Annotated in this window: 14 protein-coding genes; 4 read left to right on the forward strand and 10 right to left on the reverse strand. The window is 76.8% G+C overall.

Translation table 11 applies throughout. From position 1 onward, the window contains the following. Window position 1: 1 nt before the first annotated feature. Window positions 2–649: a hypothetical protein gene (locus B9L22_RS02975; RefSeq protein ID WP_086149149.1), complete on the reverse strand. Its 648-nt coding sequence runs from the start codon at window positions 647–649 to the stop codon at window positions 2–4. Window positions 650–749: 100 nt separating this feature from the next. On the opposite strand from B9L22_RS02975, the gene B9L22_RS02980 reads away from it, so the two are divergent. Beyond that, a complete protein-coding gene (locus B9L22_RS02980; protein WP_233139654.1) occupies window positions 750–3,317 on the forward strand; it encodes a DEAD/DEAH box helicase in 2,568 nt (855 codons plus the stop codon). 134 nt (window positions 3,318–3,451) lie between these two features. On the opposite strand, the gene B9L22_RS02985 is transcribed toward B9L22_RS02980, so the two are convergent. The 8 genes from B9L22_RS02985 to ssd all read right to left on the reverse strand — a co-directional run bounded on the left by B9L22_RS02985 (window position 3,452) and on the right by ssd (window position 9,358). After that, window positions 3,452–3,865 carry an Rv3654c family TadE-like protein gene (locus B9L22_RS02985; protein ID WP_086149638.1) on the reverse strand — a complete coding sequence of 138 codons (414 nt, stop codon included), beginning with the start codon at window positions 3,863–3,865 and terminating at the stop codon, window positions 3,452–3,454. Between the two features lie 140 nt (window positions 3,866–4,005). Beyond that, entirely contained in the window at window positions 4,006–4,395 is a 390-nt protein-coding gene (locus tag B9L22_RS02990) for a TadE family type IV pilus minor pilin (RefSeq protein ID WP_086149151.1), read from the reverse strand. Window positions 4,396–4,399: 4 nt separating this feature from the next. Beyond that, a complete protein-coding gene (locus B9L22_RS02995; protein ID WP_043655695.1) occupies window positions 4,400–4,606 on the reverse strand; it encodes a DUF4244 domain-containing protein in 207 nt (68 codons plus the stop codon). A 384-nt stretch (window positions 4,607–4,990) separates the two neighbouring features. Further along, window positions 4,991–5,794: an aminoglycoside 3'-phosphotransferase gene (locus tag B9L22_RS03000; RefSeq protein ID WP_086149152.1), complete on the reverse strand. Its 804-nt coding sequence runs from the start codon at window positions 5,792–5,794 to the stop codon at window positions 4,991–4,993. A gap of 131 nt (window positions 5,795–5,925) precedes the next feature. Continuing rightward, on the reverse strand, window positions 5,926–6,525 hold the full coding sequence (locus tag B9L22_RS03005) for a type II secretion system F family protein (RefSeq protein WP_086149153.1): 600 nt from the start codon (window positions 6,523–6,525) through the stop codon (window positions 5,926–5,928). A gap of 43 nt (window positions 6,526–6,568) precedes the next feature. Continuing rightward, a complete protein-coding gene (locus tag B9L22_RS03010) occupies window positions 6,569–7,219 on the reverse strand; it encodes a hypothetical protein (protein WP_086149154.1) in 651 nt (216 codons plus the stop codon). 67 nt (window positions 7,220–7,286) lie between these two features. Further along, entirely contained in the window at window positions 7,287–8,582 is a 1,296-nt protein-coding gene (locus B9L22_RS03015) for a TadA family conjugal transfer-associated ATPase (protein ID WP_369824785.1), read from the reverse strand. 59 nt (window positions 8,583–8,641) lie between these two features. After that, entirely contained in the window at window positions 8,642–9,358 is a 717-nt protein-coding gene (ssd, locus tag B9L22_RS03020; RefSeq protein WP_086149155.1) for a septum site-determining protein Ssd, read from the reverse strand. Between the two features lie 141 nt (window positions 9,359–9,499). Between ssd and B9L22_RS03025 the strand changes: the two genes are divergently transcribed. The 3 genes from B9L22_RS03025 to B9L22_RS03035 all read left to right on the forward strand — a co-directional run bounded on the left by B9L22_RS03025 (window position 9,500) and on the right by B9L22_RS03035 (window position 13,032). Beyond that, window positions 9,500–10,321 carry an HAD family phosphatase gene (locus tag B9L22_RS03025; protein ID WP_061266569.1) on the forward strand — a complete coding sequence of 274 codons (822 nt, stop codon included), beginning with the start codon at window positions 9,500–9,502 and terminating at the stop codon, window positions 10,319–10,321. Between the two features lie 414 nt (window positions 10,322–10,735). Further along, window positions 10,736–12,208, forward strand: coding sequence for an NAD-dependent malic enzyme (locus B9L22_RS03030; RefSeq protein ID WP_086149640.1), 1,473 nt, complete (start codon window positions 10,736–10,738; stop codon window positions 12,206–12,208). Between the two features lie 2 nt (window positions 12,209–12,210). Then, complete coding sequence (locus tag B9L22_RS03035) at window positions 12,211–13,032, forward strand: RNA methyltransferase (protein WP_369824786.1); 822 nt, start codon at window positions 12,211–12,213, stop codon at window positions 13,030–13,032. 82 nt (window positions 13,033–13,114) lie between these two features. Here the strand turns inward: B9L22_RS03035 and B9L22_RS03040 are convergent, their stop codons facing one another. Further along, entirely contained in the window at window positions 13,115–13,831 is a 717-nt protein-coding gene (locus B9L22_RS03040) for a hypothetical protein (RefSeq protein WP_086149156.1), read from the reverse strand. Window positions 13,832–13,843 lie beyond the last annotated feature (12 nt).

Consider the following 13,843-nt stretch of genomic DNA (forward strand, 5'->3'; position numbering starts at 1 on the left):
GTCAGTGGCGCTCGGCGCGGGCGCGGACGCCCCGCAGCATCTTCTGCGTCATGAGGAAGCTCACCGGCTGCACCGCCTCGACGACCGCGCGGCCCGCGGCGCCCAGCGGCACGTACCGCTCGCGGACGAGCAGGCGCGACCGCGGGGTGCCGTCCGACCCCGGCGGCAGCGGACGCACGACGAACGCCCACGAGAACCGGAACGGCATCGTGTCCGGCTGCCCGGGGCCCGGCGCGCCGAGCAGCACGAGGTGCGAGCCCGGCTCGAGCGCGGCCACCCGCAGGACGGCCTCGTCGGCCAGGTGGACGTCGTCGCCCACCGCGAGGCCCTGCCAGCGCTCCTCGATCGCGTCCGCGCTACGGATGCCCAGGCCGACGAGGTTCTCGAGCGCGTCGTAGGAGTAGAAGCCGCCGCGGCCCTGGCCGAGCTGGACGAGCCACGGCCAGACGTCGGCCGGCGGCGCGTCGACCGTCACGGCCCGCGTCGCGACGACGGCGCGCGCGTCGGGGACGAGGTCGTCGCCGGGAAGCACGCACTCGTGCTCGCCCTCCCACGTGCCCCACGTCTGGGTCATGCGCCGGGTGAGCAGGAGCGCCCCGGCGGCGAGCGCCGTCGTCGTCAGGACCCGGACCCCACGCCACGCTGCCATGCGTCGATCGTCGGCCGTGCGGCCCTCCCCGCGCGAGGGCCGGAGGTCCCGAGCACGGCCCTCGGCCGAACCGTGGGCCCGAGGTGGGACACTCGGAGACGTGCTGCACGCCCCCACCACCTCCCCGCGACCGACGAGCGCGACGCTGCTCGACGTGCTGCGCGCGGGCGGTCGGCGCGACGAGCGGCTGCGGCACGTGCGCGAGCTGCCCGCGCGCCCCGGCACCCAGGGCGAGTGGCCCGCGTGGGCCGACGCGTCGCTCGTCGCCGGGTACCGCGCGCTCGGCGTGGAGCGCCCCTGGGAGCACCAGGTCGAGGCCGCCGACGCCGCGTGGTCGGGCCGGCACGTCGCGCTCGCGACCTCCACCGGCTCCGGCAAGTCGCTCGCGTTCTGGCTCCCGGCGCTCACGGCCGTGCGCGCCGACGCCGCGGCGCGCGTGCTCGACCCCGGCCGCATCGAGTCGGTCGCACGGCGCGGCGCCGTGCTCTACCTCTCGCCCACGAAGGCGCTCGCGGCCGACCAGCTCTCCGGTCTCCAGCGCCTCCTCGACGCTGCCGGGACGCGCGACGTGCGGGTCGCGACGTGCGACGGCGACACCGGGCAGGACGAGCGCCGGTGGGTGCGCGAGCACGCCGACGTCGTGCTCACCAACCCGGACTTCCTGCACTTCGCGCTCCTGCCGCACCACCGCGGCTGGACGCGTCTGCTGCGGGACCTGCGGTACGTCGTCGTGGACGAGGGGCACGCCTACCGGGGGGTGTTCGGCGCGCACGTCTCCCTCGTCCTGCGGCGCCTGCGCCGGCTCGCGGCGCACTACGCGCGCGAGGGCGACCCGCCTCCGACGTTCGTCGTCGCGTCGGCGACGACCGCCGACCCGGCGACGAGCGCGGCGCGGCTCGTCGGGGTCGAGCCCGACGACGTCGTGACCGTCGCGCGCGACACCTCCCCCGCGGGGCGCAAGACGTTCGCCCTGTGGGAGCCGCCCGTCGTGGTGGGCTTCGAGGCGTCCGCGGATGACGGGCCCGCGGAGGGCCACGACGACGACCCGGCGGTCGCGACGCCCGCCGAGGGGCCGGAGCACCCCCGCCGCAGCGCCACCGCCGAGACGGCCGACCTGCTCGCCGACCTCGTCATCGCGGGCGCCCGCACGCTCGCGTTCACGCGCTCGCGCCGCGGCGCGGAGTCGGTCGCGGTCCAGACGCAGGACAGCGTGCGCGTCGTCGACCCCCGGCTCGTGCGCCGCGTCGCCGCCTACCGCGGCGGCTACCTGCCCGAGGAGCGGCGCGAGCTCGAGGACGCGGTGCGCACCGGCGACGTGCTCGGCCTCGCGACGACCAACGCGCTCGAGCTGGGCGTCGACATCTCGGGGCTCGACGCCGTCCTCATCGCGGGCTGGCCCGGTACCCGCATGTCGGTGTGGCAGCAGGCGGGCCGCGCCGGGAGGGCGGGCGCCGACGGCCTCGTCGCGTTCGTCGCCCGGGAGGACCCGCTCGACACGTTCCTCGTGCACCACCCCGAGGCGGTGTTCGACGCACCGCTCGAGGCGACCGTGTTCGACCCCGCGAACCCCTACGTCCTCGCGCCGCACCTGTGCGCCGCGGCGGCGGAGGTGCCGCTGCGGTCCGAGGACCTCGCCGCGTTCGGCACGCCCGACGTCGTGCGCGGCCTGCTCGACGTGCTCGTCGCGCGCGGCGCCCTGCGGCGCCGGGCCTCCGGCTGGTACTGGACGCACGCGCAGCCCGCGTCGGGCATGACCGACCTGCGCGGCTCCGGCGGCGCGCCCGTCCGGGTCGCCGAGGCGCGCACCGGCCGGCTGCTCGGGACCGTCGACGCCGCCTCCGCGGACGGCTCCGTGCACGACGGCGCGGTGTACGTCCACCAGGGCCGCACCTACGTGGTCGAGCACCTCGACCTCGCGGACCACGTCGCGCTCGTGCGTCGGCAGGACGTCGACCACGGCACGTGGTCCCGGTCGACCACGTCCATCACGATCGTCGACGAGCCCACCGATGGGGACGTCGCGACGGGCCGCGAGGTCGTCGAGCGCAGCTGGGGTCCGGTCGGCTGGGGCTACGGCCCGGTCGACGTGTGCTCCCAGGTGGTGAGCTTCCAGCGCCGCCGTCTCCTCGACATGCAGGTCCTCGGCACGGAGACCCTCGATCTTCCCGAGCGCACGCTGCCGACGATGGCCGTCTGGTGGACCGCCCCCGCCTCCGTGATCGAGGAGGCGGGCGTCGACGCCGACGAGCTGCCCGGTGCGCTGCACGCCGCCGAGCACGCGTCGATCGGTCTGCTCCCCCTCCTCGCGACGTGCGACCGCTGGGACCTCGGCGGGGTGTCGACCGCGCTGCACGCCGACACCGGCGAGGCCACCGTGTTCGTCCACGACGCCTACCCCGGCGGGGCCGGCTTCGCCGAGCGCGGGTTCGAGCTCGGCGCGACCTGGCTGCGCGCGACGCGCGACGCCATCGCCCGCTGCCCGTGCCACGACGGCTGCCCGGCGTGCGTGCAGTCGCCCAAGTGCGGGTCGTACAACGCCCCGCTCGAGAAGGCCGCCGCCGTCCGGCTGCTCGACGCCGTGCTGGCGCACGCCCCGGCCGCCGCGACCGAGACCGACGCCGAAGCCGAAGCCGATGCCGCGGGGCGGACCGCAGGTCTCCCGCGATAGGGCACGGCACGTCCGCAGGGTCGAGGACGAGTACCGTCCGGTCGCTGACCGCACCCGTCCCACGAAGGACCGCGCCCGCCGGTCACAACGCTCGCGCCGTCCGACGGACCTCTGCCCCTGCCGGTGGCGGCCGCTCATCGCGCGCTCGCCGGGCCGGCGCGGGCGGCGGCGGTCGCGCGGCCGAGCGTGACGCCGAGGAACGTCACGCCGGCGCTCGACTCGACGTCCACCCGGACGACCCCGGCGCCCTGCTCCGTGCACGCGACGACCACGGCCCGGTTGCGCGCCGCGGCCTCGCGCGCCCGGCCGCAAGGTTCCCACCCGTCGCGGACCGCCGTCGCCGCCGCGAGCGCCGCGAGGTCGGCTCCGGTCTGCGCGGTGCCACGCGCCGCCTGCGCCTGCGCGAGCCCGGCGAGCGCGAGCGCCAGCACGAGGACCGCCGCGACGACCCCGAGCACCAGCACCGTGCCTGCTCCGTGCTCGGGGTCTGGGCGGACGGCCCCCGTGAGCCTCGCACCCGCTCGTCCGTCGGTGCCAGCCCCGGCCATGGTCTCGGTCCCGCGTCCAGCCTGCGTCTCGGTACGGGTCCTGGTGCTGGACCCGGTCTCGGTCTCGGTCTCGGTCTCGGTCTCGGCCTCGGCCTCGGTCTCGGTCTCGGTGCACCGCCCCCGCGGAGGCCGCCCCGCGGTCACGGCTCGGCCCACGCGACTGCCGCGCCGCTCGCTCGCAACGGCGACCCGGCGAGCCACCCGCCCACGACGGGCGTCGTGACGCGCACCTCGACCCACGGGTCGCCGCGCAGCACGCCGACCGTCGCGCCGGCTCCGGCGACCCGGAGCGCGGTCGCGCGCACCGTCGCGTCGTCCTCACCGATGGCCACCGCCCGGGCGGCGGCCCTCGCCGCGTCGGCGGAGCGCATCTGGGCGCCCGCCGCCGCGGCGAGGGTGAGGACCACGACGAGCACCAGGACGACCGCCGGCAGGGCGACCGCGAGCTCGGCCGTGACCGCACCGCGCTCGCTGCCCTCACGGACCCGACCCCTCGGCCGGCGGCTCTCCGCCCCGGCGTCCCGTCGCACGGGTTCAGCCCAGCGAGAGCGCGCTGCGCACGATGCCGAGCAGCATCTCGCGCACCTCGCCGCTCTTCAGCACGACGATGAGCAGCCCGGCGAAGCCCGCCGCCGCGACCGTCGCGATGGCGTACTCCGCCGTCGCGAGACCCGCCTCGCCGTCCTGCCCCGTGCTCGTCCCCGTCAGGCGCGCGAACGCGCGTCGCGGCTGTCGTGTCATCTCCGGCTCCCCTCGTGTGGCCCGCGTCGTGCGGGCGGTCGGGGAGACCCTGCCGGGACCTGCACCCCTGCCGCACCCCACCGCGGGGCGTCGGTGGACGGGCCCTCAAGACGACGACCTGTGCACGGCAGCGCGCGCTCCGCCCGCGTCGACGGGTCGAACCACCAGCACTCCGTCGCACGATCAGCACCCCGTCGACAAGGACGCGCAACCAACAGCCTCCAGGGCCCACCGCGTCGCGCGATCAGCACCCCGTCGACAGGACGCGCAACCAACAGCCTCCAGGGCCCACCCCGTCGCGCGGTCAGCACCCCGTCGGCGCGTTGCGTCACCAGCACCCCGTCGACGGGTCGGGCGAGCAGCCCCGGTCACCAGGGCACGCGGTCAGCCCCAGGTGAGCGGGTCGAGCTCGAGGTGGAAGCGGAGCCTGCCCGGGTCGACCGGGGACCCGTAGCGCGGCGCGAGCGACTCCTCCAGGGCACGCGCGTGCTCCGGCCAGGTGTCCTGGGCGTTCGCCAGGAGGAGGGAGAGGTCGGCGTGCCGGTCGGCGACCCCGAGCCGCCCGACGTCGATGAACCCGCGGAGCTCCAGCGTCTCGGGGTCGAGCAGGACGTTGGGCAGGCACAGGTCGCCGTGGCAGACCACGAGGTCCGTCGCCTGCTGCTCCCGCCGCCACGGCAGCTCGGCGATGAGCTCCGCGAGGAGGTCCGCGGGGTCACGGGACTCCTGCTCCGGCCGCAGGAACTCCGGGTGCACGCGGCCGGCGTCGACCACGTCGCGGGCGAGGGCGACCATGGCGTCGAGGCTCCGGTCGAACGGGCAGTCGGCCACGGAGAGGTCGTGGAGGGTCCGCGCCGCCGCGAGGACGCTCGTCCAGGCGTGGTCGACCTGGTCGGGGCGGACCGTGTCGGCGGGCACGCCCGGCACCGTGCGCGTCACGAGGACGGCCTGCTCCCCCGTGTCCTCCCACGCCAGCACCTCGGGGACGACGATCCCGCGCTCAGCCGCCCAGAGCGCGCGGTCCCGCTCCTCCGCCAGGTCGGCCGCCTGGTCCGGGCCCACGACCTTGGCGTGCCGTGCGCCGTCCGCGCTGACGAGCACGCGGGCCGAGGACTCGCCGCTCCCGACGCCCCGCCAGGCGTCGTCCCGGAGCGCAGCAGGCACATCGGAGACAGGGGACCGGTCCATGCGGCCACCGTAGCGACCCGACCCGACCCGACCCGGCCCCGGCCCCAGCCCCGGCCCCGGCCCCGGCCCCGGCCCCGGCCCCGGCCCGATATTCACACCGACGCCCGCCTCTGCCTCCGGACCTCCGACGCCTATCCGGAGAGCAGACCCGCCCCGAGGGAGACGAGGACCGGCAGCAGCCCGACGAGCACGAACGCGGGCAGGAAGCACGCGCCGAGCGGGAGCACGAGGTGCACGGCGAGCCGTGCCGCGGCAGCCTTGGCCGCTCCGGTCCGGTCCTGGCGCGACGCCCCGGCCGCTGCCCGCAGCGACGACGCCGGAGCAGCGCCGTGCAGCCACGCGGGCCGCAACGCGCGCTGGACGACCCCGAGCCGCGGCGGCGCACCCGCCCAGGCCCCGTCCCACGACGCCCCGAGGAGGAGCGCCGCGCCGGCGGATCGCAGCCCCGCACCGTCGCGGCCCCCGACGCACGACCCGACGACGTCGAGCGCTCGCGGGATCGCCGCCCCCGACCCGACGGCGGCCGCGAGGAGCTCGAGGAGCACCCCGGTCTCGATGCCGGGTTCGCGGCCGTCGCCCCGGCGCCGTCGGCCGCCCGGGCCGTCGGCGGGATCGTCGGGCCCGGGCGCTGCCCGCCCGACGGCGACGGCGCGCCGTCCGGCCTCGGTGCGTGCGGACCACCACGGCGCCGCGCCCACCAGGACGCAGAGCGCCACGAGGACGAGGGTCACCGGTGCTCTCCTTCCCGGGCGGGCCGCTCCGCGCGCCGCGTGGTCACCGGTCGTCCCCCGCGGTGCGCGCCCGCTCGACGAGCCGCGCGGACCACGTGCGGCCCGCGACGAGCAGCAGGACCCCGAGGAGCACGCCCGCCGTCCCGAGGCCGCCGTCGGTCGCCGTGCCGAGCGGGTCGGCGCCCAGCACGTAGCCGAGCAGGACCCCGACGACCGGGAGCCAGAGCAGCACGCGGGCGGTCGCGCGCGGTCCGGCGAGCGCCGCCTCCCGCTCGGCCCGCGCCTCGGCGTCCGCGGCCACGGACACGGCGACCTCGTCGAGCACGGTCGCCAGCGGCGCACCGAGCTCCGCGGCCAGCCGGCACGCCGCGACGAGGGCACGCGCCGTCGCCGGGCCGCCGACGTGCGGCGCGAGGTCCGCGACCCGCGGGACACCCCCGCCGTCGACCCGGACCCCGACCGCACGACCCCACGCGACACCCGGTGCGGCTCCGGACCGCAGGAGCGCCCCCACCTGCGTCACGACGACGCGCACGAGCTCGGGCACCGCCTGGGGTCGGGCCGGACGGCGCAGGACCGACCACCGCACGGCCCGCGACGCCGACCGACCGACGACCTGGCGCGCCGACCGACCGCCCCGGGCCGTGGCGCACCAGACCGCGCCACCGACGAGGAGACCCACGAGGACCGTCATGCGCGTACTCCCCCGCCGCGCACCGTCCGGGCCGCACCGGCGCCGAGGCCCCGGGCGCGTCGTCGCGTCATGCGGACCACCGCCCCACGAGCTCGTCCCACGCCGGTCCCGCGACCGGCCCCGCCACGCCCGTCGACCCGCCGCCTGGCGACCCGCTTACCGTCGACCCGCCGCAGGGCGACCCACCGCCCGGCGGCACGACGGTCCCGTCCCACGACCCCGCGACGTCCACGCGCAGGGCGCCGCGCTCGTCCTGCCGCACGACGCCGAGCTGCGCGAGGACGCGCCGGGTCGTGCCCGCGCTGCGGACGCGGCGCAGGTGCAGCACGACGTCGAGCCCGCCCGCGGCCTGCGCGGCGACGGCGGCCCGGTCCATCCCCGCGAGCGCCGCGAGCGCCTCCAGCCGGGCGGGGACCACCTCGACGTCGTTGGCGTGGATCGTCGCGAGGCCGCCGTCGTGGCCCGTGTTGAGCGCCATGAGCACCTCGCGGACCTCCGGCCCGCGGCACTCGCCCAGCACGATGCGGTCGGGCCGCATGCGCAGCGCGGCGCGCACGAGGTCGGCGAGGTCCACGCCGCCCGCGCCCTCGACGTTGGGCCGCCTCGCGGTGAGCGGGACGACGTGGGGGTGGTCCGGGTCGAGCTCGCGCGCCTCCTCGACGCAGACGACCCGCTCGTCGGGCGGGACGAGCGCGAGGAGGGCAGCGAGGAGCGTCGTCTTGCCGGTGCCGGTGCCGCCGGAGACGAGGACGTTCGCGCGCCGCGCGACGAGGCCGCGCAGCACCGGCTCCCACGCGTGCGGGACGGTGCCGCCCGCGACGAGGTCGTCGAGCCGGAACGTCCGGGTCCGCAGGACGCGCAGCGAGACGACGGCCCCCGTCGCGCACACGGGCGCGACGACGGCGTGCAGGCGCGTCCCGTCCGGGAGGCGGGCGTCGACGACGGGTGACGCGTCGTCGAGCCGCTGCCCGCCCGCCGCGGCGAGGCGCACCGCGAGCGCCCGCACCGCCTCGGGGCCGCCGAGCGCGACCTCGACCCGTTCGAGCCCGGCCCCGCGGTCGACCCACACGTCGTCGGGCCCGTTGACGAGCACGTCCGTCACGCCGGGCTCATCGAGGTACCGCTGGAGCGGCCCGGCCCCGAAGATCTCCGCGTGGGCCGTCCGGGTCAGCTCGCGCAGCGCGGTCGTGCCGAGCACCCGGCCCGACGCCCGCAGCGCGTCCGCGACGGCCGCGTCGCCGAGCGCCTCGGTGGCGCCGCCCGGCTCGTCGCCCGACCGCACGAGGCGGTCCCGGACCCCGTCGAGCAGGGCGACCCGGCCGCGCTCGGCACGCGGCGGCGCCTCCCCGCGGCGCTGCGCCACGTCCGCGACACCCCCGTCACGACCACGCCCACCGCGCGGCGCACGCGCCTCCCGCCCGCTCACCGGGCGGGCCCGAGGTAGCGCGCGGCGAGCTCGCGACCGGCCCGGACGACCGGCCCGCGCCCGACGCACGGCCCGTGCCCCCGCTCGACCGCGCCGGCGAGCGCGCGGTCCCACCCGGCGGTGGCGGCGACGTCCAGCCCGACGGCGGCGGCCACCTCGGGCGGCGAGAGCCGACCGGGCGCGGGGCCGCGCACGACGAGGGCGGCCCGGCCCGGCAGACGGTCGCGCACCGCGGCGGCGCCCGCGACCCCGGCGACGTCGAGCGGGGTCACGAGGAGCACCTCGTCGCAGGCCTCGAGCAGCGACGCCCCGGCCGCGCCCGCCCCGAGGGCCGCGCGGTCGGCGTCGAGCACGAGCACCCCGGACCTCGCCGCCGTGGCCTCGGCGAGCGCGGCGACGACGTCGGCGAGCGCCGCCTGCTCCGGGCCCCCGCCGCGCTCGGTGCTGACGACCGGCACGGTGCCCCAGCGGGGCAGGCGCGCGAGGAGGTCGTCGCCGTCGATCCGGCCCCGCGCGTCGGCGAGGTCCGGCCAGCGCACGCCCGGGTCCTGCTCGACGCCGAGCAGGACGTCGAGGCCCCCGCCCAGGAGGGAGAGGTCGACCAGGCACGTCGGCGCGCGCCGCCGCGCGACCGCCCGTGCCAACGACGCGGCGACGACGCTCGCCCCCGCCCCGCCGCGCGCACCGACCACCGCCACGACCGCTCCGTCCATCGCGCTCCCCCGCCCTCCGTCGACCGGGGACCACCGTGCCCCCTGGGCGCGGGCCGCCGTCGGCCCGTCACTCGCCCTGGGGACGGGCCGGTCGGCGAGCGCTCCTGGGGACGGCCACGTTCCGCCGCTAGGCTCGCGACCGTGACCCCGCTCCCGGACCCGACGGACCCGCCGCGCGCCGGCCGGGTCGCCGCGTTCTTCGACCTGGACAAGACGATCATCGCGACGTCGTCGGCCGCGGCGTTCTCGCGGCCGTTCTTCGCGGGCGGGCTCATCAACCGCGGGGACGTGCTGCGCAGCGCGTACGCGCACTTCCTGTTCATGGTGGGCGGGGCCGACGCGGACCAGACGGAGCGCATGCGCGCGCACCTGTCGAACCTCGTGACCGGCTGGGACGTCGCGACCGTCTCCCGCATCGTCGAGGAGACGCTCCACGAGCACATCGACCCGGTCGTGTACGCGGAGGCGGTCGAGCTCATCGAGTCGCACCACGAGCACGGGCACGACGTCGTCATCGTCTCCGCCTCGGGCAGCGAGGTGGTCGAGCCCATCGCCGCGGTGCTCGGCGCCGACCACGCCATCTCGTCCCGGATGGCCGTCGAGGGCGGGCGCTACACCGGCGCGATCGACTTCTACGCGTACGGCGAGAACAAGGCCGTCGCCCTGCGCGAGCTCGCGGAGCGCGAGGGCTACGACCTCGCGGCGAGCTACGCGTACTCGGACTCGGTGACCGACGCGCCGATGCTGAGCGCCGTCGGCCACGCGTTCGTCGTCAACCCCGACCGGACGCTGCGTCGTCTCGCCGCCGAGCACGGGTGGGGCGCGCTGACGTTCTCGCGGCCCGTCGCCCTGCGCTCGCAGCTCGCCGCGCCGACGCCGGTGCTCGCTGCCGCGGGCCTCGTCGGGCTCGGCGTCGTCGGGTGGCTCGTGTGGCGGGCCTGGCGCCGCCGCTCGCGCGGCTGACCCTCTTCAGCGTCGCCGCCCGCGCGGCTGACCCGCGCGTCCGGCGTCCGCGGACGACCGCCGAAGGGCCCGATCCGGACCTCCCGGACCAACCGCACCGGCGTGTTCGAACCCCGGTAGAACACGGTGTGGAAGAACCCTCGGAGCGCTTGCGCCCGCCGCCCCGGCGGGCTGTGATGGAGGGACAACAGCACCGCGGCGGTACCCACGCGCAGGGCAGTCCACCGAAGGACGCGCTGACCGGGGCGGACCAGGCCACGACGGCCCCCGACCCGTTGCAGCGACTTGGAGCGAGCGCGCCTGTTCACCGCCGCCGCTGGCGACCACGGCGTCCGCGAGGGCGCCGTCGTCGTGTCCGGGCTCACGCCCCCCGTTCCCGCGTCGCGGCCCGCCGGCCGGGCGATACTGGGGCCCATGACGTCAGCGCCGAGTGTCTCCTCCTCCATCACCGCCCGCCTCCAGGTCGAGGCCCGCCCCACCGCCGTGAGCGAGCTGACGACGGCGATCGAGCACACCGGGGGCATCGTCACCGCCCTGGACGTGACGGCGTCGGGCCACGAACGCATCACGGTCGACGTCACGGTCGCGACGCGCGGCGAGGAGCACGCCGGGCAGATCGTCGAGGCGCTGCGCGCGCTCCCGGGCGTCGTCGTGGACCGCGTCTCCGACCGCACGTTCCTGCTGCACCTGGGCGGCAAGCTGAAGATCGAGTCCAAGGTGCCGATCCGCAACCGCGACGACCTGTCGATGATCTACACGCCCGGCGTCGCGCGCGTGTGCGAGGCCATCGCCGCCAAGCCCGACGACGCCCGTCGCCTGACGATCAAGCGCAACACCATCGCGGTAGTCACCGACGGGTCGGCCGTGCTCGGGCTGGGCGACATCGGCCCCCTCGCGTCGCTGCCCGTCATGGAGGGCAAGGCCGCCCTGTTCAAGCGGTTCGCGGACATCGACGCGTTCCCCATCGCGCTCGACACGACCGACGTCGACGAGATCGTGCGGACGGTCAAGGCGATCGCGCCCGTGTTCGCGGGCATCAACCTCGAGGACATCTCGGCCCCCCGGTGCTTCGAGATCGAGGCGCGGCTGCGGGCCGAGCTCGACATCCCCGTGTTCCACGACGACCAGCACGGCACGGCCATCGTGGCCCTCGCCGCGCTGACCAACGCGCTCAAGGTCGTCGGCAAGGAGCTGCCCGACGTGCGCATCGTCCTCTCGGGCGCGGGCGCGGCCGGGACCGCGGTGCTCAAGCTGCTCCTCGCGGCGGGCGCGCACGACGTCGTCGTCGCGGACATCGAGGGCGTCGTGCACCCGGGCCGCCCGGGCCTGTCCCCGTCCCTCGCGTGGACCGCGGTCAACACGAACCCGCGGCGCGTCACCGGCACGCTGCGCGAGGCCGTCGTCGACGCGGACGTGTTCATCGGCGTCTCCGCGCCGGACGTCCTCACCGGCGACGACGTCGCGCGCATGGCCCCCGACGCCATCGTGTTCGCGATGGCGAACCCGCGGCCCGAGGTCGACCCGGTCGAGGCGGCGGAGCACGCGGCCATCGTCGGCACCGGGCGCTCCGACTTCGCGAACCAGATCAACAACGTGCTCGCGTTCCCGGGCGTGTTCCGCGGCCTGCTCGACGCGCGGTCGCACCGGATCACCGACGCGATGCTGCTCGCCGCCGCCCGCGCGCTCGCGTCCGCGATCCACGAGGACCAGCTCAACCCGACCTACATCATCCCGAGCGTGTTCAACCCCGAGGTGACGACGCTCGTCGCCGCGGCGGTCGAGCGCGCCGCGCGGGAGGACGGCGTCGCCGAGCCTCCCGCGCTGACCGGTGGCCTCCCGCGCGTCGCGACCACGACGTCCGCCCCGACCACCGCCCCGGAGGCCTGAGCGTGCAGCGCGTCACGACCCGCAACGCGGCGTTCCAGCAGTGGGAGGCCCTGCTCACCAACCGCACGAAGCGGCACCGGGCGGGCGAGATGGTCGTCCAGGGGGTCCGGCCCATCACGCTCGCCGTCGAGTCCGGGTGGACCGTGCGGACGTGGCTCGTCGACGCCGACCGGTCGCTGTCGTCGTGGGCCCGCACGATGCTCGACCGGGTCCGCGCGCAGCGGTTCGCCGTGTCGTCCGCGCTCCTGCGCGAGCTCGGCGGCAAGGAGGACGAGACGCCCGAGCTCCTCGCCGTCGTCGCGACGCCGCCCGACGACCTCGACCGGATCGGCGGCGGCACCGTGGGCGCCGACTTCCTCGGCGTCGTGCTGGACCGGCCCACGAGCCCGGGCAACGTGGGGACGGTCGCGCGGTCGCTCGACGCGTTCGGCGGGAGCGGGCTCGTCGTCGCCGGGCACGCGGCCGACCCGTACGACCCGCGCGCCGTGCGCGCGAGCACCGGCTCGATCTTCTCCGTCCCGACGGTCCGCGTCCCCGCGGGGCGCGACGTCCTCGACTGGGTCGCCGCGCAGCGCTCCTCCGGGGTCCCGCTGACCCTGCTCGGGACCGACGAGCACGGCGACGTCGAGCTCGCCGACCACGACCTCACAGGCCCGACGCTCGTCGTCACGGGCAACGAGACCACCGGCCTCAGCGCGGGCTGGCGCGAGGCGTGCGACGTCATGGTGAGCATCCCCATGCTCGGCTCGGCGAGCTCGCTCAACGCCGCGAGCGCGACGACGGTCGTGCTGTACGAGGCCGTGCGCCAGCGCCGGGCGCGCTGACGGCACCCACGGAGGCGGTCGGCACACGTCCGACGGCGGGTGCGGCGTCCCAGGGGGCGCCGCACCCGCCGTCGTCCCCGCGTCAGGACGAGCGCGGCGCCGTGCTGCCCGGAGCCCGGGTGATGTGGTGCACCGCCTGCGTGCGCAGGCCGGCCCCGTTGAACTCCTGGTAGATCTCCTTCGCCTCCTGCAGCGCCTGCTTGACCTGGTTCTTGTCGAGGTGAGCCGCGGTCAGCTGGTTCTGGTAGAGGTACAGGAACGTGTTGAAGTCGATCTTCGTCAGGTCCACCGTGGACTTGACCGCGACGAACGCGCTGATGCGCTCCATCTTCTCGTAGATGCCGCGGGCCGAGACGTTGAGGTACCACGCCTTGAGGTCCACCCGGACGATGGACAGGCCCTCGGTCACGACGTAGTACTCCTCCATCGTGCCCGTCGACGCCGACGCGCCGCCGAGGAACACGGTGAGAGCCTCGGAGATGAGGCCGCCCACCCCGTCGATGATGCTGTCCGCCGTCCCCGAGACGAACGACCTGAGCGACGACTTCACGGTGTCGGCGAGGTGCTCCGCCGACGTGGACGTGAAGGCGTGCACCTCCTTCTTGGACGCGAGGATGGACGTGATGGGCACGGTCGAGTTCGTGCCTCCCGCCCCGCGGAGCGACTCCTGGATCTTCGCCTCGAACAGCTCGGCCTTGGTCTCCCCGAGCCGGGCGAGCGACTCCACGACCTCGCGCTGCGTCTGCGCGAGCTCGTCGCTGTTGTCGAACTGCTTGACGATGTCTCTCACGAGCGACATGACTTCCTCCGA

Source organism: Cellulosimicrobium sp. KWT-B (genome assembly GCF_002127155.1).
Lineage (GTDB): Bacteria > Actinomycetota > Actinomycetes > Actinomycetales > Cellulomonadaceae > Cellulosimicrobium > Cellulosimicrobium funkei.